Annotated in this window: 16 protein-coding genes; 10 read left to right on the forward strand and 6 right to left on the reverse strand. The window is 44.2% G+C overall.

Features of this window, described 5'->3' with window-relative positions:
- Nucleotides 1-3 precede the first annotated feature (3 nt).
- From V1U08_RS00860 to yegS, 7 genes are all read left to right on the forward strand, one after another.
- Entirely contained in the window at nucleotides 4-966 is a 963-nt protein-coding gene (locus tag V1U08_RS00860; RefSeq protein ID WP_268669511.1) for a DUF58 domain-containing protein, read from the forward strand.
- The gene (locus V1U08_RS00865; protein WP_330469657.1) at nucleotides 967-1,509 is read left to right on the forward strand and encodes a DUF4381 domain-containing protein; all 543 of its coding nucleotides are present in this window, start codon (nucleotides 967-969) and stop codon (nucleotides 1,507-1,509) included.
- Nucleotides 1,502-2,584, forward strand: a complete 1,083-nt coding sequence (locus V1U08_RS00870) for a vWA domain-containing protein (RefSeq protein ID WP_330469658.1) — start codon at nucleotides 1,502-1,504, stop codon at nucleotides 2,582-2,584. Before V1U08_RS00865 ends, V1U08_RS00870 begins: the two co-directional genes overlap by 8 nt.
- On the forward strand, nucleotides 2,577-4,307 hold the full coding sequence (locus tag V1U08_RS00875; RefSeq protein ID WP_330469659.1) for a VWA domain-containing protein: 1,731 nt from the start codon (nucleotides 2,577-2,579) through the stop codon (nucleotides 4,305-4,307). The genes V1U08_RS00870 and V1U08_RS00875 overlap by 8 nt, the downstream gene beginning before the upstream one ends.
- The gene (locus tag V1U08_RS00880) at nucleotides 4,304-5,608 is read left to right on the forward strand and encodes a BatD family protein (RefSeq protein WP_330469660.1); all 1,305 of its coding nucleotides are present in this window, start codon (nucleotides 4,304-4,306) and stop codon (nucleotides 5,606-5,608) included. The genes V1U08_RS00875 and V1U08_RS00880 overlap by 4 nt, the downstream gene beginning before the upstream one ends.
- 50 nt (nucleotides 5,609-5,658) lie before the next feature.
- Nucleotides 5,659-6,084 (forward strand): bifunctional diaminohydroxyphosphoribosylaminopyrimidine deaminase/5-amino-6-(5-phosphoribosylamino)uracil reductase RibD, encoded by a 426-nt coding sequence (locus V1U08_RS00885; RefSeq protein ID WP_330469661.1) that lies wholly within the window; start codon nucleotides 5,659-5,661, stop codon nucleotides 6,082-6,084.
- Between the two features lie 109 nt (nucleotides 6,085-6,193).
- On the forward strand, nucleotides 6,194-7,099 hold the full coding sequence (gene yegS, locus V1U08_RS00890; protein WP_065298741.1) for a lipid kinase YegS: 906 nt from the start codon (nucleotides 6,194-6,196) through the stop codon (nucleotides 7,097-7,099).
- 17 nt (nucleotides 7,100-7,116) lie between these two features.
- Here yegS and V1U08_RS00895 read toward each other — a convergent pair whose 3' ends face one another.
- On the reverse strand, nucleotides 7,117-8,739 hold the full coding sequence (locus tag V1U08_RS00895) for a VRR-NUC domain-containing protein (RefSeq protein WP_330469662.1): 1,623 nt from the start codon (nucleotides 8,737-8,739) through the stop codon (nucleotides 7,117-7,119).
- Nucleotides 8,740-8,819: 80 nt separating this feature from the next.
- A complete protein-coding gene (locus V1U08_RS00900; protein WP_330469663.1) occupies nucleotides 8,820-10,052 on the reverse strand; it encodes an L-lactate MFS transporter in 1,233 nt (410 codons plus the stop codon).
- 622 nt (nucleotides 10,053-10,674) lie between these two features.
- On the opposite strand from V1U08_RS00900, the gene V1U08_RS00905 reads away from it, so the two are divergent.
- A complete protein-coding gene (locus tag V1U08_RS00905; RefSeq protein WP_014234081.1) occupies nucleotides 10,675-11,031 on the forward strand; it encodes a hypothetical protein in 357 nt (118 codons plus the stop codon).
- An 83-nt stretch (nucleotides 11,032-11,114) separates the two neighbouring features.
- Here V1U08_RS00905 and V1U08_RS00910 read toward each other — a convergent pair whose 3' ends face one another.
- The 4 genes from V1U08_RS00910 to V1U08_RS00925 all read right to left on the reverse strand — a co-directional run bounded on the left by V1U08_RS00910 (nucleotide 11,115) and on the right by V1U08_RS00925 (nucleotide 16,661).
- Nucleotides 11,115-12,971, reverse strand: a complete 1,857-nt coding sequence (locus V1U08_RS00910; RefSeq protein WP_330469664.1) for a M48 family metallopeptidase — start codon at nucleotides 12,969-12,971, stop codon at nucleotides 11,115-11,117.
- Complete coding sequence (locus V1U08_RS00915; RefSeq protein WP_330469665.1) at nucleotides 12,971-13,561, reverse strand: LemA family protein; 591 nt, start codon at nucleotides 13,559-13,561, stop codon at nucleotides 12,971-12,973. The genes V1U08_RS00910 and V1U08_RS00915 overlap by 1 nt, the downstream gene beginning before the upstream one ends.
- A gap of 251 nt (nucleotides 13,562-13,812) precedes the next feature.
- Entirely contained in the window at nucleotides 13,813-15,180 is a 1,368-nt protein-coding gene (gene dcuC / locus V1U08_RS00920; RefSeq protein ID WP_329353173.1) for an anaerobic C4-dicarboxylate transporter DcuC, read from the reverse strand.
- Nucleotides 15,181-15,536: 356 nt separating this feature from the next.
- Nucleotides 15,537-16,661: an acyl-CoA desaturase gene (locus tag V1U08_RS00925; protein WP_330469666.1), complete on the reverse strand. Its 1,125-nt coding sequence runs from the start codon at nucleotides 16,659-16,661 to the stop codon at nucleotides 15,537-15,539.
- 271 nt (nucleotides 16,662-16,932) lie between these two features.
- Here V1U08_RS00925 and V1U08_RS00930 point away from each other — a divergent pair, with 271 nt between their 5' ends.
- A complete protein-coding gene (locus tag V1U08_RS00930; RefSeq protein ID WP_014234086.1) occupies nucleotides 16,933-17,481 on the forward strand; it encodes a GNAT family N-acetyltransferase in 549 nt (182 codons plus the stop codon).
- 209 nt (nucleotides 17,482-17,690) lie between these two features.
- Complete coding sequence (locus V1U08_RS00935; protein ID WP_330470220.1) at nucleotides 17,691-19,745, forward strand: ATP-binding response regulator; 2,055 nt, start codon at nucleotides 17,691-17,693, stop codon at nucleotides 19,743-19,745.
- The last annotated feature ends 84 nt before the right edge of the window (nucleotides 19,746-19,829 follow it).

The following is a 19,829-nucleotide window of genomic DNA, read 5'->3' on the forward strand; positions in this document are numbered from 1 at the left end:
AATATGGCAAAGCCGACACTTGCTCCTAAACCTGAAGAGATAGATCACCGTTTATATTGTGATTACGCAAGGCTCGTGCGTTTACAAGCGCAAGCTGAGTCGTTTAGTTTACTCCCTCACCTGAAAGCTGGCAGTGTGTTATCTGGGCGACACAACTCTCTTTTTCGCGGTCGCGGACTGAATTTTGAAGAGTTGCGTCATTACCAATTAGGAGATGATATTCGTAACCTCGATTGGAAAGTGACGATGCGCACGGGAAAGCCTCATGTGCGCAGTTATACCGAAGAAAAAGATCGTAATGTCATCGTCTGTGTTGATCAACGCAGTGCGATGTTTTTTGCTTCCACAGAGGTGATGAAGTCCGTAGTTGCTGCAGAAGTTGCAGCAATGTGTGGATGGCGAGTATTAAAAGATGGTGACCGAGTAGGATTTGTTATTGCTTCCCATCAAGCCCTGTTTCATTCAAAGCCACAGCGTTCGCAAAACGATCTTTTAACACAGCTAAAACACTTATCACGGGCAAACCAATCCCTTAGCGTTGATTCGGTCGATTCCGAAAAAGTAACGTTTAGTCGCTGGATTGAGTTGATAAAGCGAATGAAGCTCAAACAATCCACGCTGATTTTTATTAGCGACTGGAGTGACTGTGAAGAGCAGCACCTCGACCACCTGAAACAGCTTCAACAGCACAACGATATTCTCGCCGTGATGGTCAGTGATCCGCTTGAACAAACACTGCCTGATGACTTAGCAACTTCAAAATGGGTGGTTGGTGATGGTCAATATCAGCTCAATTTGGACAGTAAAGCAAAAGTGGAAGCTGCAAGCGCAAAGCTGGAAGCGAAAACAGACGTGCAGCGTCAATCTTTAGCGCAACTGATGGCAATTAAGCATCTGCCTTACATTGAGCTTGATACCACTGGCCAGCATGTCAAAGAGTTTCAAAAATTGGTAGGAGGGCGCTAGATGAGTGATCTTCCGCAGCCTCCTGGCTCTTACATTCTAAGTGAGCTTCATGACGTAACCGTACCGCCCAGTGTCAGCTGGTATCCTCAAACTATTGGTTGGAAAATTCTAGCTGTGATATTCGTGCTGGCTTTAGTGTACATGGCTTATCGCATTCTGAGTAAATGGTGGATAAACCGCTATCGCAAGGAAGCATTGGATATGATCAGTCAGATTAATCCAAGCGACAGGGAGATGCCGAAAACGCTATTCTCGATTCTAAAAATTGTTTTGATTCATATAGACAGTCGCAATGCGAGACTGTTTGATGGTGCTTTTCTTTCTAAACTTGACGAGCTGGAACCGAAAAAACAGCCTTTCAATGATGAAGTTTCCACATTGTGGCTCAAGAGTATCGTTAACCCCAAAATCGAGCTTACGTATCAACAGCGAGTGCTTTTGATCGAGAAAGCAAACTTTTGGGTCAAAGAGCATTCGCATACGTCTGGCTTAAATATATCAACGCCAGGAACAGAGCTGAAGCAAGGTGGTCAGAATGAATGATCTCCTCTCTTTTATGGGACTGTCTGGCTTTGAGCTTGCGCACCCTTTATGGCTGATTATTTTACCCCTGCCACTCGTGGTTTATTATCTGGTTCCTGCTTACCGAACTAAACAGACAGCGATTAAAGTCCCGTTTTTTACCCAACTGGTTGAAGCCATTGGTGAAACTCCGTCAGAAGGTGCAAGCCAGCTAACGCCAAGTTGGTGGCAGCGCGCGACGTTAATTCTTTCTTGGATATTGGTTGTCTGTGCGATGGCTAAGCCAACGATTCTGGGTGAGCCGCAAGTTCGTGAAAGCCTTGGTCGAGATGTCATGGTTGTGGTTGATCTTTCGGGCTCAATGGCTGAGGCTGATTTTACCTCGCGTACGGGGGAAAAAATCTCACGCTTAGAAGCCGCCAAAGAAGTGTTGGCAGATTTCGTGCAGTCACGTAAAGGCGATCGACTTGGTTTGGTGCTGTTTGGTGACGCTGCATTTGTGCAAACCCCTTTTACTGCTGATCAAAGCGTGTGGTTAGAACTGCTTAATCAAACTGACGTTGCGATGGCTGGGCAGAGTACGCACCTTGGAGATGCGATTGGGTTAGCGATAAAAGTGTTTGAGCAGAGTGATAAGACTCGTCGTGAGTTAACGCAAGCGACAGAGCGTGAAAAAGTTGCGATTGTATTAACCGATGGCAACGACACTGGCAGTTTTGTTGAACCAATAGACGCGGCAAAAGTGGCAAAAGCGAAGGGTGTTCGCGTGCACGTTATCGCGATGGGCGATCCCCAAACCATTGGTGAAACGGCGCTTGATATGGACACGATTACACGAATCGCGGCTGAATCAGGAGGCGAGGCATTTGAAGCGCTCAACCGGGACGAGTTGGCAAAGGCCTATGAAGAAATCAGCCTGCTTGAGCCAGAGTTGTATGAAAGTACGACCTATCGGCCTAAACAAAGTTTGCACCATTACCTGATGGTCTTGGTGGTATTGATGCATTTGCTCGCGTTCAGCGTAGCGACACTCAGACGAAGAACCAAAGCACGCTTTTCGACGGGGAAAGTATCGGTAGGAGAGCACGATGTTTGATTCTCTCAGCTTAACGCAATTTTTTACTCAGTTTCATTTCATTCGTCCTTTGTGGCTATTGGCGCTGATCCCGTTGGTTTTCCTGATTTGGCTGCGCTGGCATGAGGAGAGCAAACCCAGCTGGAAAGACATCTTGCCCGATCATCTCCGTGAGGTACTGACGATAGGTGAGCATGGCTGGCGGAAACAATTGCCACTAAAACTCCTGATGGTCAATGTATTCATCGCTATTTTGATTTGTGCGGGCCCAAGTTGGCAGCGAGAAGCGTCACCATTTGGTGAGGACAAAGCGTCAATGCTGGTGGTTTTGGATAATAGCGACTCTATGTTGCAAAAAGATCTGCCGCCAAGTCGCTTAGAACGTTCTAAACAAAAAATCCGAGATCTACTCGCTGCAAGAAAAGGTGGTAAAACGGGGTTGGTGGTGTTTGCGGGAACGGCACACGTCGCTATGCCGATAACACAAGACAGCGCTGTTTTTGACCCATTCCTCGCGGCAATTGATCCCGAAATTATGCCAGTTAAAGGTAAACTCGCGGAGCAGGCATTACCTCTTATTGGCCAGCAATTACAAGGATTAGCCGGCTCAACGGTGCTCTTAGTGACAGATGGTGTTAACCCTGCCACCATCAGTAAGTATGAAGATTATTTTGCCGATAAACCCTATCAGCTGTTGATACTGGCCGCTGGCAACCCTGATATTGTCAGTAATAACCCGATCGATCTCGATTCGCTGCAAACACTTGCAAGTAAAACTGATGGAAGACTTATTGAAGTAAGTGTTGATAACACAGACATTCAGCAATTGAGCCGGTATGTAGAGCGTAATATGCAGCTAAATGGTGTGTCTTCTATGCCATGGAAAGACATGGGGTATGTGCTTTTGTTTCCTATTGCACTGATTATGCTGATCTGGTTCCGAAAAGGTTGGTTAGTTCAATGGTGCTTGATAGCAATGGTATCTGGAAGCGTGATGATGCCCGGCGAGGTAATGGCTGAAAATGTATCGCTAAAAGCCGAAGAACCTCAAGTTGTACAAAAAGTGACGACGTTCGACAAAGCCGCTCAGTGGTGGTGGGACTTGTGGTTGACACCTGATCAACAAGGACAGCGGTTGTTTAACAAACAAGCGTATTTGGATGCGGCAAAGCATTTCTCAGATCCGTTGCGAAAAGGCACTGCTTATTACTATGCCAGTGAATTTGAGCTAGCCCATAGCGCGTTTTTAGAAATGCAGAATGATCCTTCAGAAGAAGTCAGAGACTTTGGTTTATACAACGCGGCCAGCGCATTGGCACGTCAACGTGAATACTTGGCAGCGAGAGACTTGCTTCAATCATTGGCGAACACACCAACACTAAGCCAAGCGTTACGCCCTGATGTTGAGCATAATTTGAAAGTCATCGGTGGCATTGTTGAGGACATCAATCAGATGAGTGAAAGTCAGGCCGGAACGGAACAAGAGATGTCGACTGAGCTTGGTGATAATCCGCAAACAGCAGAAGGGGCGGAAGAGAAAACGTCGCAAGAAATGATGATCAAAGAGACACTGAGTGCCGCAGACATATTAGGCAATCAAGAGGTGGCAGATAAGTGGCTAAAACGTGTCGAGTCTGATCCAAGGGACTTTCTGCGTGCAAAATTTCAAATTCAACTCAACTCGCCGACAGCGAGTGGTACTACTGATGAACGTGGTAATGATAACGAGGAAATAACGCAATGATGGAGCTATTTCGACGCGTTATGAGCCGCTACCTGCCTTGCTTTTTCATAGTGTTGACCAGTTTCTGTACAAGCGGTTTGGTGAGTGCACAAGATATCAATCAGTTACAGCGCAATCATGATGTGGAGATAAAAGCGTGGGTTGGTAAAGCGACAATTAACGAAGAAAATCGTAACTCACCCACCTTCAGTGTCAACGAGCAAGTCATTCTGACTATAGAGGTGGCGACGCCACGCTGGTTTACTGGCGGAACGCGAGTTGGCTCTGTAGAAATTCCGGATGTTATTGCCAAACAACGTAACCAACTGGCAACCAATTTCACTGAGAGAAAAGGTGGGCAAACCTGGTCGCGCCAACGTTGGGAAGTGACGTTGTATCCTCAAGTATCGGGTGATTTTGTCGTTCCTCCGATTGCTGTGAGGGTTCAGGTTTCAGCGCCTGATGGAAAAAACGTCTCAGGAACCCTTTACACGCAGCCAATTCAGTTTTCAGCATCGTTACCGTCTGGCTTATTGAGCGACAATACCCAGTGGTTTACTGCGACACATGTCGACGTAAATCAAGAGTGGGAAACGTCTTCTGAACCGCTAAAAGTTGGCGATGCGATCACGCGAAAAGTAACGATAACCGCACAGGACAGCTTGTCGGTGTTACTACCTGACCTGCTAAAAGGTGAGTCTAACGATAGTTATCAAACTTACTTGCAGCCTCATCAGCTTACCGATACACAAACGCGTGGAGACTATCAATCTACCCAAACTGAAGAAAGTGTGTATGTGATTCAGCAGGGCGGAGAGTTCTCGTTACCTGCTTATGAGTTCCAATGGTGGAACAGCGAAACGCAGCAGCTAGAAAGCATCGTGATTGAAGGACAATCATTTCAAGCAAAACATACGTTAAAGTCGTTTGTTAAAGCCTATTTCGTCTGGATTATCGGTCTGGTGAGCACTTTGGTTTTGGGGTTTGTTTTCCTTCTAGCCATCAAGCGTTATTACCGTTCAAGGCCAATTCCACCATGGCTGAACTTGCATCGATTACTCAAAGAAAATCGCTGGGGAGAGGCGAGAGCCGCCCTTTACAGGCAGTTACGAGTGAACACTTCTGAATTGGAGATGCGCCATGCAGATTCCAGTGACTCATGGCAGAAAAGCTCATCTCGAATGCAAAGTGGAGAACGCAGTTCTAGCCTGATCAAGTCGATGTGGCGCAAAATTCAGACGAAACAAAATCATCTTAAACTTCGCATACCAAAAGCTTTACCTCAATTGGATAAGTTAAAGCAAAGAGATGGAATTGAATAAAGCTGAGCGCTACTATAGTCCTTTGTTTTTCATTAAAGAATAGATGTTACATGAGCCAAGAATTTATGCGCCGTGCGTTGGAGATTTCTCGAAATGCACTACCAGCGTGTCAACCTAATCCCCCAGTAGGCTGTGTTTTAGTTAAAGACGGTCAGATCGTCTCCGAGGGCTACACTCAGGCTATCGGTGGAAATCATGCCGAAGTGGAAGCGTTGAATGGATACAAGGGAACGTTAGAGCAGGTCACCGCTTATGTGACACTTGAGCCTTGTTCGTTTGTTGGAAGAACGCCTGCCTGTGCGGTGACATTGGTAAATACTGGCATCAAAAAGGTTGTCGTTGCCATGCTCGATCCCGATCCTCGCAACAGCGGCCGTGGTATCTCTATCTTAGAGCAAGCTGGTGTTGAAGTAGAAGTCGGAGTTTGCGGTGAGGAAGTGAGTGCGTTTTTGACGCCGTATTTGGGTAAATCTTAGTTATTTATCAAACAGACCACTTTAACCGTTTTAAGTAGGGAGTTTTTGTCTACACTCTCGAAAGTACCGAGCAGTAAGAAACGCTACTAAGCCACAGAGACGGATTTCAATGAAAACAATACGAGCGATACTAAACGGCAAAAAGGCTGGCATACCCGAGCTAAGAAACGCAATTATGGAGACGCGCGAGCAAGGCGTCGACGTGCAAGTTCGTGTGACTTGGGAATCTCAAGACATGTCGCGTTTAGTTAAGGAAGCCGTAAATGAAGGGATTACGCGTATTGTTGTTGCTGGCGGCGATGGGACGATCAATGAAGCAGTTTCGGCGATTGCTCAAATTGAAGACGACCAGCGGCCTGAACTGGCGATAATTCCACTTGGCACCGCCAATGACTTTGCTACTGCCAATCGTATTCCTGTTTCTATTTCTGACGCCTTGCATTTGGCTGTGAAAGGACAATCCGTTTCTGTTGATTGTGTAAAAGCGAATGATCGTTACTTTATCAATGTCGCTACGGCAGGGTTTGGTGCCGAAATTACCACTGAAACACCAGTCGAATTGAAGAATTTTTTAGGTGGCGGAGCTTATACTCTGACAGGTGTGGTAAAAGCTTTGGGCTTTAAACCGTACGATGGAACCATCACGGTCGATGACGGAAGCTACGAAGGTGGGATATTACTCGGTGCATTCTGCAATGGCCGTTTGGCGGGCGGCGGCCAGTCGTTGGCTCCCAACGCGATGATTGATGATGGTTTAATGGATTTAACGCTGGTTTGTCCATTCTTACCTCATGACTTGCCTAAAGTGATCGAAGAGATCAATAACCCAAGGATTACAGGCGAGTTCGTTAAGCACACACGGACAAGCTGGTTGGAAATTGACTTCCCAAATCCATTACCTCTGAATTTAGATGGGGAGCCATATCGCTCGCGTAAAATACGTTTCGAAGTGTTACCTCAAAGCATTCAGTTAGTTCTACCGAGTGACTGTCCGTGTGTTGGTACATCTGGATAATCCCCTTATTATCCTCACTATGTGGTTGTTTTGGCAGTCACGTAACAGACTGAAAACGGTACCTTAAGTCGGTTAAACTCTTTAATCCAGCGCCATTGATTGTCTTGCAGTTTATCACCAGGGCCTTTCACTTCTATCCATTCAAATTGATCTCCCTTAAATGCAATTAGGTCCGGCATACCGTTACGGTAGAGTTTGAGATCACGGAGTTGGACGCTTAATAGATCGACTAGCATTGACGTCGGAATGGTTGTGAGTGCATGTTCGATAAGCGCTTTACTTACCGCGCCCCAATGAACGAACGGATTGCTTATCCCAATCTTGGCATCGTATTTTTCTATTAACTGTTTTGTATTTCCAGTTTCGAGGTTATTGAACGCGGATGTGATTAACTGTTCGCGTTTAGAAGCAAAGTCACTGTGATACAAATCGAGTGGGCGATGTTGGTAGGCGTTTATAAAAGCGCCTTCTACGGGAGCAAAAATGGCGTCCCAGAAGGTTAAACCAAACAATGCATTGAGCAACGTATTCTCTGCATAAAATACTTGCCAGCCCAATTTTTCAAAGTGTTCCTTGGTGACAAGTTCGACACGTTGTTGTGATAAATCCAGTTCAAGACGATGTTCATCGCACTGTGGCTTGGGTGTTCTTGGTACCTTTTGTCCAAGTTTTCGCTTTACGCGTTGTTCTAGCTTTTGTGCCACTTCAAACTCGGAGGCATTGATAGGTGCTTCTAACATACTTGTGACAATGTCACTCAATCGCGTGTTTTGCTCCAATTTATCATAAATGCGTGCGCGGCGTTCTCTACTCGGTGGGAGGTGGGTTTGATCAAAAAGCGCCAGTGCGATCTCAAGTTCATTGATACGCTCGTAGTCTCTGGCTATGTCGTTAAGCATGTGTTCACGCTTTCTGTCCACGTAGTCGTGCTTGACTGCGTCTGGCATGGCTTCAATGAGCAGATCAAGGTTGGTCTTATCTTTACGATCAAATTGCCAGTACAGGTTTGAGAGTTGACTGAGTTCAATCAATCTATCAATTTGCTCTCGCGAATCAAAAAATCGGCGCTCTTTGCTTAACTGATAGTGTTCGAACTGATGCAAGCCAAGATCATCGAGTACGAACTGGCTTAAATCCTGATGAGTATTGGCGAAGAATAACGTGAGCAAGACATCAATCATATGAGCGGCATTCAGCCGGATCACAGAAAATTCTAGTAAATCAAACTGGTTGAACTCAGTATTGCTTAAACACTCAACGAGATTGTCTTTTTTCAGTGATTTAGGTAGCTCAGGGTAAAGCGCAGAGATTTCTGACTTGGTCAGTAAGTGAGTCGCCAACTCTTGGTGAGAAAGCGCAGGGGATAGCTCAATAAGTTCCGATTGTTCGAGCTCTGACAGGGTTTGGTGAAGAGAGGGAATTTCCTGATAATTGAGTTTATCACTGCGAAACCAACACCCTTTACGGCTGTATAGTCGCACTAATAGGCATTGTGATGGTTTGCCAAGTTGCTCGAATGTTGTGAGCCAATGGTGCTCTTCCTCTAGTAATAAGTCACTGTACCAATGCGTAGCATGTTGGGTTAGTTTGAGGAAATTATCTAAATAGTAATCTGGTGCAAGTTCGACAGGTTTTTGCATAATTCGACAGGATTTTTATACCGATAACAAAAAAGCTTAACCAATAGGTTAAGCCTTTTCATCATCAAATCAATCCACAATTATGCGATTTTGAGCTTCGCAACTTTTGCTTCAGTTAGTGGCTTAGTGATGAACGCTAATACGATACATACTGCCATCATTGCTGCAGAAACGGTGTAAGCCAGAGTGTAACCTTCGCCATTCGTCATTGAGTAACCAACTACAGCTGCACCAATAGCGCCACCAATACCCCATGCTGTGTATAGCACACCATAGTTAGTACCGTAATTTTTCAGACCGTAGAATTCTGCTGTAAGAGTAGGGAATACAGCCAGAAGTGTGCCGTAACCAACTGCTGCGATAGCGGTACCAATGATTAGGGTAAACTCTGAATCGAACGTTGCGAACAACGCCATGTTGACGCCTTGCAGGATGAAAGCAAGCAGAAGCGTGCGAACGCCACCAATTTTGTCTGCAAGCATACCAGCAACAACACGACCACCTGAGTTGAATACTGCAAGAATAGACGCCAGGTAAACCGCGTTAGGCAGGTTAGCTTGAACACTTGCAATTGTCGTGATGTTACCGATGATCATAAGACCAACAGAAGCTGCAAACGCATACATGATCCATAGTGAGTAGAACTGTGGCGTTTTCAGCATCGCTTTCCAGGTTAAATCGTCAGACTTTTTAAGCGCTTTAGGTGCTTGGCCTTCTTTTACTTTAGGCTCTGCTGGCGTGTAATCGGCTGGTGGGTTGTTAATGGTTGCTGCAAGTGGAACGGCAATCACTAGGACACCAACACCAAGAATCATAAAGCTGGTTTGGATGCCCAGGCTTTCGATCAATGCAGATGTTACAGGCGCTAGGTAAATAGCTGCCAGACCAAAACCTGCTGCGATGATTCCGTTAACCATACCTTTCTTAGAGGCGTGGAACCACTTCATTGCAGAAGGTGATAAACATGCGTAACCAAAGCCGATACCAGCACCAGTGATCACACCGAAAGTGATGTTCAGCATCAAAGGTGAGTCAACAAAGCCAGATGCGATCATGCCCAAACCTGTTAGAACCGTACCAAGAATAAGGATCAAACGTGGACCCATGCGGTCTTGTAGGATGCCTGCAACAAGAAGACAGATAGAGAAAGTGATGGTTGCAGTCGCGTACGGTGCAGAAGCTTCTGCAGCTGTCCAACCGGACTCAGTTACCAGTGCCTTATTGAATACACTCCAGGCATATAGGATGCCAAGACAAAGGTTGATGCAGAAACCTGCTAGCAGGATGCGCATCGCTTTATCAATCTTACTCATTTTTTCTCTCGGTTAACTCTTTGTCGGGAGTATGGAACCAATCGCTGACAATCAGCATTTGGAATTCCTTCTCTCCAGCATTAAAGAGTGGTGGGTTTAAAGGTGTTTTTTATAAAAATAAGTTTGCGTTTTTCAACATTTGACGCAATTGGCGCGGATTATAACCAATAAATATGTGATTGGAATCTCTTTTTGAGGTTAGTTTTAAAATTTATTTGAATCTATAAAACCATGTGCACCTCTACGGCGATAGATGTAAATAACTCGTTAATGGGGTTGGGTGGTGTCGTTGTCTTGTTTGATGCTGTAAAGAAATTAGGTGAACATGTTGAACTTAGAAATTTAGTTCACATTTTTAGAGAAAAGTTACGAAACATTTCTGTGTTAACACTTTGTGACAAGATTGCCTAAAATGAGAGCTTCTAAAGCTAAGTATTGGATACAAAGGATTTATAAGAATTAAGTTGTTAACCTTTTGTAATAAGGTTATTTGGTTGGGTGGGTTGTACATAAAGCGAGCAAAAAATGTGCTTGTAATAGCATGCAAAATGAGCAGAATATAGCGAAAAATGAGTTTTCATTTATGAAGGGATGCTTTTTTCGATTTATTGTGAGGTAACTTATGAAACTGTTCCTAGTGCTTTTCGCTTCTGTTTCTGCAGGTGTGGCATCGGCAGAGCATTTCCATTCATTTATGTTAGGTCTTTCTATCGCTTCCTTGGCTGTTGGTAGCTGCTACTTTTTCGCTTTTCGTAGCTCTCGCTTCCCGCAACTTGCGCTGTTCTTGTTGATCTGTGGCATGCTGTCTAAATTGGCAATTACCGTTACTGGTGTAATGTGGGGTATGTCTGCGGAACTGATTACTTCGCCTATAGTGTTTGCGTTGTCTTACTTCTTCTTCTCTCTGGCAGTAACGTATCTGTGGTTTAGTTACCGCCAAAGCGTTACACGAGTTCCAGAGCGCTTTAAAGCCGCGTAAAAAAGATAATGTTAGAAAAACGCCAGCGATAATTCGCTGGCGTTTTGCTTTTTGTATTAAAGGCGAAAAACAAAGATACGTTTCTAACCAGATATTGTTAGTGGCGGTTCTGGTACTTCAAGGAAGCAAGCCACAACGCGATAAAGCTCACCTTCTGCGACCGTAACTTCACCATCAGACTCGATTGCGAGTCGGCATGCCTTAACAAACCTTTCTCGTTCTTTTGGTTTTAACTGCAGTAGCAGTTCTAACGCAGCACGGCTCAAACTCCAGTTGTTATTCGCTTTTTCTAAATCATGTTTAGGAAACCCCAAACAAGCGAGCGCAGAGTGGTACGCGCGTTGTGCATGATCCTGTTGGGAGTGGCTAACCCAAGCCAGTTCCCTGAGCAACCAAAACACACTTTCTTTTAGCTGTTTTAATGTTTTTTTCTGCTTCGTATTCCCAAAAGAAACAAGTAACTGTTTTTCCAGCAAGTTGATCACGCACCATTCTTCCAGCGAGTAATCATTATCAGTTTGAGAAAGATCACGCAGCACTTCACAAAGTCTATTCCGCTGACCTTCGCTAAGGGATTTAAGGGCGGGTATTGCTAATTCAAGCAAAGGAAAGCGGAGATGAAGCGGTATATCGTAATCGAGCCAAAGGAGTAGCTTCGTTTGAGAGGAAGGCGGTATGTGACATTTTATCATCTCTCGTTGAATATCACTGCCATCGAAGATGATAAGGAAAGTAATGAAGCGTGCGCTGTAGGGCTCACGAGCAAGGTCCACAAGTTCTGAAGGTAGTTGTTCAATTAACCGCTGGCCTGCGTCATTGAACTGAACGGGCGCTGTATCTGGCTTGTTGGGAGTTAGTGGTGCGTTTTCCGCAAATCCGCTTATTTGAGCACCAGTAAAAGTGGCACTGCTATTGTCAGTCAGGTGCGAATAGTTTCCATCCCAGTTAGGCTCAATACGGCGAATTCTTTCATCAAGCGGTGGGTGAGTTGCAAACAAACCAGAAAATCCGGAGAGCTTACTTTGTCCAAACATCATATGACTCATTTCGTCACTTGCTTTGGTATCAAGTGTCGATCCGTGAGAATTGCTGCCAATTTTTTTGAGTGCGCCTGCTATTCCCTGATCGTTACGCGTAAACTGAACGGCACTCGCGTCGGCTAAAAATTCACGCTGACGAGAGATCGCGGCTTTTATCATAGAACCAAACAGTGTGCCTAACCAACCCAGTATCAGACAGACGATAGCGATCAGTAGAATGGCGGCATAACCTTTGCTGGAATCTGAAGAGCTACGTGAAAGTCCACGAGATGTACGGTGAGAATTATCCAGTACTAAGTGGCCAAAATGAGCGATACACGTAATGCCGAATAAGACACCAATCAGTCGAGTGTTGAGGCGCATGTCGCCATTCAGGATATGGCTAAATTCATGAGCGATGACGCCCTGAAGTTCATCACGATTAAAGCTATCAAGGGCTCCCTGGGTTACGCCAATGACAGCGTCATCGATACTCATACCTGCGGCAAAAGCGTTAATTCCTTGTTCTTCTGCCATCAAGTAGACAGAAGGAACAGGAATGCCTGAAGCAATTGCCATCTCTTCAACGACATTAAGCAGTTGCCTGTGCTTCGAATCTAACGTATCTGGCGAAATAAGTTTGCCACCAATACTTTCTGCCACTCCGCGTCCACCATTTGAACTTAGCTCGCTAAGCCGAATGAATGAACTAACGAAGACAACTAACGTTACTCCGGCAAAGCTTAACAAACCATAAGTTATGACGTTTTGGGTATCAAATGGCTTACCAGTGGTGCCAAAATAGATACCAATCGATACAATACTAACCAGACTGGTGATGGCTAATATTGCCAACACAAACAGCATGACCAAAAGCCCGGTTCGCTGACGTGCAGTATCTTGATGGTGAAAAAAATCCATTAAAACTCAACCTTCGGCGCTTCTTGGATGGCTTCGCTATCAGCAAACTCGAGCAATTTACCGTCCTGAAATCCAAACATGTTGGCAAAAATGACGGGAGGGAAAGTTTGTTTGTAGATGTTATAGCTGGTTACTGAATCATTAAATGCCTGACGTGCAAACGCGACTTTATTTTCTGTACTGGTCAACTCTTCTTGCAGTTGGCTCATCGTCTCATTGGCTTTTAGCTCTGGGTAAGCTTCAACTACAACATTAAGTTTACCTAGAGCGCTTTGTAACATGCCTTCCGCTTGGCTAAGTTGGCTTATCGCAGCATCGCTGTCTGGCGCTTCACTCGCTGCCTTAAGACCAGATAATGCTTGGTTTCGTGCTTGAATTACACGTTTGAATGTCTCTTTCTCATGCTCCATATAGCCTTTTGCGGTGTTGACTAAATTTGGAATTAGGTCGTAGCGGCGTTTGAGTTGAACTTCGATTTGAGCAAAGCTGTTTTTGAATCGGTTTCGCAGAGTCACCAGTTTGTTGTAGATGCTAATGGCGTATGCCGCGATAAGTAGAACAATAACAATAAAGACGATCAGTGCAGTCATAATCAGTTCCAAGTTTCGAGTAAGTTAGGTTTTTATATAAGCTGCTGACACAACAAGCAAACTCTAACGCGAATACCGTTACACATACGCGAAATATGTCACGTGTTGAATAATGTTAATAAGTTGTGAGAGTGATTGGAAAGACAGGGAAGAGGTAATAGAAGACTGGAGTAACACTGCTATAAATGAGAAGGCCCGACGTTGCATCGGGCCTTTGTGATTTTTGAAACTAGATGTTGTCACCAGACGTACTAAGCACTCATTGGTACCAGTACCATTGTGCCTATGATTACTGTTACCAAGCCTGCCAGTACAGGTACAGAGGTACGTTTAACCACTTCGAATGGGCTTATTTTCGCCATGCCAGATGTGGCTACGATGACGCCTGATACCGGAGAAATCGTGCGACCTAGATTCGATGCTTGCAGCATTGGGATGATTAAGAACGCAGGGTTCAGGCCCATTTTCGCTGCCAGTGAAGGAGCAAGCTCAACGAAAGCATAGAATGGTGCGTTACCAGAGCCTGTAGCAATGGCTGCTGCAACAGTTAGGGCTGTCAAAATCAGCATAAGAGCAATGCCACCAGCACCAGCCTGATCCGCTAGGTGAAGTAGGTTATCAATTGCGCCAATAGACATCAGACCTTGCGCAAATACACCAGCAGCAACCAACAGCATTACTACGCCTTTAAACGCGTCGGCCATACCTTCATAACAAGAGTCCAGATCTTCCAGAGACTTTTTGCCGTCAAACTTGTTTACAACGTAATGAATAATCGCACCCAAGAAAATAGAGCCAACCACGATGGTATAGATATCCAGACTTAAGCCTGGGATGGTACGGCCATTGAAAAGAAAGACACCGAAGATTGGCAAAAACGGCAGTGCTGCGTAAAACGCCGGTGCATCAGCTTTGATTTCTGATACATCAATTTTTTCCATTGGCGTATTTTCTTTCTTATCCAGATACTTGTTCCAGAAGAAAGCAGCCGCAGCCATGACGATGATGGCGCAAATCGATACAGGTAGAACGGTTTGCACAGCAAATACATCAAGAGCCAGTCCTGATTTCTCTGCAGCGATAACCACATCGCCTGAAGTCGGAGAAAGAATGATCGCGGCTGGTGACGCACAGACTGCAACGGCTGCTGGGCGCGAGATACCCATCGCTACCATCATCGGGAATAGCGTTGCCATCAAAAGTACACCTAAACCAGTCGCTGAGCTTACTGCTAGAGACATCAAACAAGCCACGATGTACGCTGCAACTAAAAGAACATAAGGAGACTTAATGACAGAAAGTGGTTTCGAGAACTGTTTTACTACTACGTTGTTGGCACCGATGTGTGTCATGTAAGACGCAAAACCACAAAGCAGCATAATCTGCATGCCTAAGCCACCACCACGGTACTGAAGCATGTATTTAACGTATTCTAATGAGTCCGTTACCATGTTTCCTGTTGAAGTGATGCTTGATGGCAGAACTTGGTGGCCTAAAAAGCCAGTCATGAGAAGTAAACCAATACCTGCAGTTAAAAGCACGCCGGCTGCTTTATAACCTTTGACAATAAAGTAGCCCACGGCAATGGTCACTATTAAGCCAATTAAGAGCTCTAGCATAAGTGTCTCCAGATGTAATAAAAAAAGGATGAAACTGTGTCAATTTATGACAGAGAATGTACAGAATTCTGGTCTGTGGCACGAGTTGAATCTGGGACTTACATGATCTAAAACAAATTATAATTTAATAAGTAACGACGATTTATTATTTTGTTTAATTATGGATTAATAGGTGATATATGCTGAATTTCATGGTTAACAAAGAAACAAAACACTGAGGTTGATTTGCAATTAAAACGGCGTAGTGTCCAGAAAATTTTCAAAAAAGGCAGTTGAAAGCGGATTGTGAATTAAGAGGGATATAAGAAGCAAAAGCCCCGATGAATCGGAGCTTTTAACAGATGGTCGGGATAAGGTTATGCGTATTGACGAACCATGAGATTCCAGCTCTGCTGTTGTCTTTCAAACTCGGCTTTGATCTGCTGATACTTCAATTTGCAGAGTGAGTATTCATACTTTTTCACGACGTCTGCGGTCTTTTGACTGAACAGCTCTTTTCGAACCTCATAGTACTCCTGCATATGATGAACGAGAGAATCAAACTCTTGCTGAAGTTGATCGAGAATCGGTTGTGTATTCGGTCTTGATTCTAGCTTTTCTTTAGTTGTCTTCAACAATTGGGTCGCCCGCGCTTTTTCTATTCTGAAAGTCGGCGTTGTACGTAATTTCGAGGTTAACCCTAACCAAGAGCAAGATTTAATCAGCCATTTGGTTGGGTCGTAATGCCACCAATATACGCCGTTACGGTAGTCATTCTCAAAGATGTGATGAAAATTATGGTAACCCTCGCCAAAGGTAAAAAAGGCCAGGATTCCATTATCACGCGCTGTATTTTTGTCAGTAAACGTCTGTTTACCCCAAACATGAGCCAATGAATTGATAAAAAAGGTCGTGTGGTGGCTCATAAATAAGCGAACTGCGCCCACAACCAGTAGCATTCCCCATACATCACCATAAATAAGTCCCAAGGCAACGGGAAAGCCGATATTTGTCACTAGCGCAAGTGGGACATAGTAGTCGTGTTGCCACATCACAATCTTGTCGCGTTTCAGATCACGACAGTTAGTGTATTCATTTTGCTTGGACTTATTGTAATCACGTAGCATCCAGCCAATGTGTGAGTACCAGAAGCCACGCTTAGCTGAATAGGGATCTTTATCGTTGTTATCCACGTGTTTGTGATGGACACGGTGATCGGACGACCAATGTAATGCACTGTTTTGTAGAGAAAACGCACCGCCTATAGCAAATACGAAACGTAAAATTGGATGAGCCTCATACGTTTTGTGGCTCCAAAGGCGATGATATCCCGCAGTAATCGACAAGTTGGTAAAACTGAACGCAATAATGCCCCAAATCAAATGTTCCCAGCCCAACCCAAAGCGGTAGGCATACCAAGGTGCAACAATGAAAGTAAGAACGAAGCTGGCCGAAAATATTAATATATTCAACCAGATAATAGGTGGTCTGTTTTGAGTCACAGTGTTTTCCTGACTTTGAGCTAACAACTGTGCGCTAGAATATCAGCGTACACGTGTAAGTCAAATTGAAGTTATACAAATGTGATGATTCTTGTAGTGTATTCTCGATAAACTGGTCGGCATATTTTGCTTTTAATTAAATAATGAGTAGTATTAAAAAATGAGCTTTGGCTTAAGCTATGGAAAATCTACCAGTAAATAAGGTCTAAAATAGTGAAAAAGACCAAATTATGGCAGAACAGCAGGATTTATAAGAATATAGGAATACGTAATGGATTTACGACTAGCGGAATATAAGGACTACGAGCGCATCGCGCATCTGCATGCAGAGAGTTGGAAACGTCACTATCAAGGCATCCTCAGTAGCAGTTATTTAGACAAAGATGCTTTGGATGATAAAATGCTGATTTGGCAGACCCGTCTTACCAACCCTCCGTTTAATCAGCACATTGTACTTGCAGAAGAGGGTGGTCTTTTAATTGGCTTTGTTTGCATCTTTGGTAACCATGATTTTGAGCGTGGAACTTTTATTGATGCATTGCATGTCGATGACGCGTTTCGTAGCCGTGGTATCGGAAAACAACTCTTACTTGCCGCCGCTGAATGGCAGCAACAATTCTTCAAAGACAGTGGCTTATATCTGGAAGTCGTTTCACAAAATACTTCAGCAATTGAATTTTATCGCCATATTGGTGGGCGAGAGTGCCAGGAGCGTATTTGGCGCGCACCGGGAGGCACGGAAGTGATGGAAAAAGTGTTTAGTTGGCCGAGTGCGCAAGCTTTGGTAAATGGCATTGAGGACCATGTTGTCTATTCGTAGTTATCGCGTTATCTTATGATGTCATATGCATAAAGAGCAGCAGGTCGCTGCTCTTTTTGTTGGGCAAGAGCAAGGTTGTTTAATATTTATACCATTCCATACTGTTTATCGTCGTTGAGTACTATATAATCACCCGCCTAAAAAGATAATAACAATGATAATCAATGACAGATATGGAACATCAGAGTAAAGCAGGTAAGTTGAGTTATATGGATGCGATGCGTAAAGTCTATCAGTACGCAGAGCCCAACCTCACACTTGTTGGCTGGCTAGGTTTTATTGGTTTCCCTCTATATTACGTGGTTTGGGAAGTGCTGTTCCCACAAGCGTATGAAAACTTACCGCTGCGTTTGTTCTGCTCACTATTATTCTTAGGCATTATCTTCAGAAATCGATTTCCTTCGGCTTGGCACCGTTACATTCCCATTTATTACCAGGTTACCATCACACTCTGCTTGCCATTTTTCTTCTTCTATATGTTGTTGATGAATGACTGGTCCGAAGTTTGGGTGATGTCGTTCATGTGTGCGATCTTCCTGCACATTTTGTTAGTACATGTCACCAGAGTCATGTTTGCACAGACCTTTACTGGAGTTGCGCTAGCGACGTTTTTTGCCTGGGTATCAAAAGGTTTCCAAATTGACATTGCAATGGATTGGGCACATGTTCCTATCTTTTTGTTTATCTATGTTTTTGGCAATATGTTCTATGTGCGAAACCAAGTTGAACATGAATCAAAAGTGTCATTAGCTAAATATTTTGGTGCAGGCATCGCTCATGAAATGCGCAACCCTCTTAGTGGTCTTTCAACGTCTATAGAGCTGATTCGTTCTATATTGCCAGGTAAGCAAATGGTCGATAGCGATCAATATCTTATGACGGGTAAAGATATCGCGCTGCTAGATGAAGTTAGTCAAGACGCCAAGAGCATTATTCATTCAGCGAATGAGACGATTGATCTATTGCTTACTTCTATTGATGAAAATCGTATTTCGCGTTCCACTTTCAAAAAGTATTCCTCTCGTGATGTTGTAGAGCAGGCGATAGACAGTTTCAGCTATGAGCGTTCGACAGACAAACGCGTTATTTCTCTGGATGTGCGGGACGAATTCTGCTTCTTAGGTAGTGATACACTGCTTCAATATATTATGTACAACCTTTTGAAGAATTCTTTTCATCACCGTAGCTCCGAAGACTTTCATATTCTCGTAGAGCTAAAAACTGAAGAGTCGGTAAATAAAATCATTGTGACGGATAATGGTGCAGGTATCGCGTCTGATGTAATTCCCAATATTTTTCAGGACTTTTACACCACTGGAAAATCAAAAAGCTATGGTCTCGGGTTGCCATTCTGTAAAAAGGTGATGTCCTCATTTGGCGGTAGCATTGAGGCGAAGTCCGTTCTCGGTGAGTGGTCTCAGTTTACTTTGAGCTTTCCGCGCTTAAACTCTGACGTTGTCACAAAGATCAAACAAGAACTCACTATGTTGAAGAAGGTTCTTGTTGTGTCGAATCAGGACATACTTCTCTCCAGAGGTTATGAGACGAGCAGCCAAATGGGTTTTTCGCTGAAGTGCATGCAAGTAAATGAAGCACTTGATCACAAGCAAAATGATTGTGATTACGATGCGATTTTTATTGATTTACATAGCTTAGACCGCGCTGTTGAACAACTCCAGCAATTTGAATCCTTGTTCGCCTACCGCGAAGCACGCATCGTTTACTTATTTGAGCGTCATCCAGTTCCCAAAGAATATCAGCCAGTTAATGAACCGATATGGGTGGAAACGCAAGCGTGGTTGCTTAATACAGCAAATACCATTGACCAAATTCTTTTTGAGCCACACGATACCACGGTCTCATCAAACAACAGTGAAACCGTGCCGTCGGTGCACCCGGACCGACACACAATTATGGTGGTCGATGACAACGAGTCACTACGAAAGTTTACCGCTATATTGTTGGAAAAGCAGGGGTTTGATGTCATTCAGAAAGAAGACGGACAACAAGCGGTCGAAGCGTTAGAAACAGAGAGTATCGATGTGATTCTCATGGACATTGAAATGCCAGTGATGGATGGGATTGAAGCATCAAGAGTGATCCGAAACTCTAACAAGCGTTATGCGTCGGTCCCTATTATTGCTTATACAGGAGATAGCACAGGCATTACTTTGGATAAAATTGACTCTTCCGGTATGTCTGATTTCATTGTGAAACCAGCCGATAAAAGCCGCTTACTCGATAAAATAGCTAGTTGGGTATAATACCAATCTAAATAAGTATTTAATCATTCTTGCTAGGTAAAATCGCTGATAGCTGCGTTGTAGATTTTGAAATTAGAATAACTA

The sequence above is a fragment of the Vibrio sp. YYF0003 genome, from assembly GCF_036350715.1.
In the GTDB taxonomy this organism is placed as follows: domain Bacteria; phylum Pseudomonadota; class Gammaproteobacteria; order Enterobacterales; family Vibrionaceae; genus Vibrio; species Vibrio natriegens.

Bases quoted from the DNA above. Each gene is read 5' to 3' on its own strand.
- V1U08_RS00885 (WP_330469661.1), top strand. From the start codon at position 5,659: ATGAGCCAAGAATTTATGCGCCGTGCGTTGGAGATTTCTCGAAATGCA.
- V1U08_RS00870 (WP_330469658.1), top strand. From the start codon at position 1,502: ATGAATGATCTCCTCTCTTTTATGGGACTGTCTGGCTTTGAGCTTGCG.
- V1U08_RS00860 (WP_268669511.1), top strand. From the start codon at position 4: ATGGCAAAGCCGACACTTGCTCCTAAACCTGAAGAGATAGATCACCGT.
- V1U08_RS00895 (WP_330469662.1), bottom strand. From the start codon at position 8,739: ATGCAAAAACCTGTCGAACTTGCACCAGATTACTATTTAGATAATTTC.
- V1U08_RS00915 (WP_330469665.1), bottom strand. From the start codon at position 13,561: ATGACTGCACTGATCGTCTTTATTGTTATTGTTCTACTTATCGCGGCA.
- V1U08_RS00910 (WP_330469664.1), bottom strand. From the start codon at position 12,971: ATGGATTTTTTTCACCATCAAGATACTGCACGTCAGCGAACCGGGCTT.
- V1U08_RS00935 (WP_330470220.1), top strand. From the start codon at position 17,691: ATGGATGCGATGCGTAAAGTCTATCAGTACGCAGAGCCCAACCTCACA.
- V1U08_RS00865 (WP_330469657.1), top strand. From the start codon at position 967: ATGAGTGATCTTCCGCAGCCTCCTGGCTCTTACATTCTAAGTGAGCTT.
- V1U08_RS00875 (WP_330469659.1), top strand. From the start codon at position 2,577: ATGTTTGATTCTCTCAGCTTAACGCAATTTTTTACTCAGTTTCATTTC.
- V1U08_RS00905 (WP_014234081.1), top strand. From the start codon at position 10,675: ATGAAACTGTTCCTAGTGCTTTTCGCTTCTGTTTCTGCAGGTGTGGCA.
- yegS (WP_065298741.1), top strand. From the start codon at position 6,194: ATGAAAACAATACGAGCGATACTAAACGGCAAAAAGGCTGGCATACCC.
- V1U08_RS00930 (WP_014234086.1), top strand. From the start codon at position 16,933: ATGGATTTACGACTAGCGGAATATAAGGACTACGAGCGCATCGCGCAT.
- V1U08_RS00900 (WP_330469663.1), bottom strand. From the start codon at position 10,052: ATGAGTAAGATTGATAAAGCGATGCGCATCCTGCTAGCAGGTTTCTGC.
- V1U08_RS00880 (WP_330469660.1), top strand. From the start codon at position 4,304: ATGATGGAGCTATTTCGACGCGTTATGAGCCGCTACCTGCCTTGCTTT.
- dcuC (WP_329353173.1), bottom strand. From the start codon at position 15,180: ATGCTAGAGCTCTTAATTGGCTTAATAGTGACCATTGCCGTGGGCTAC.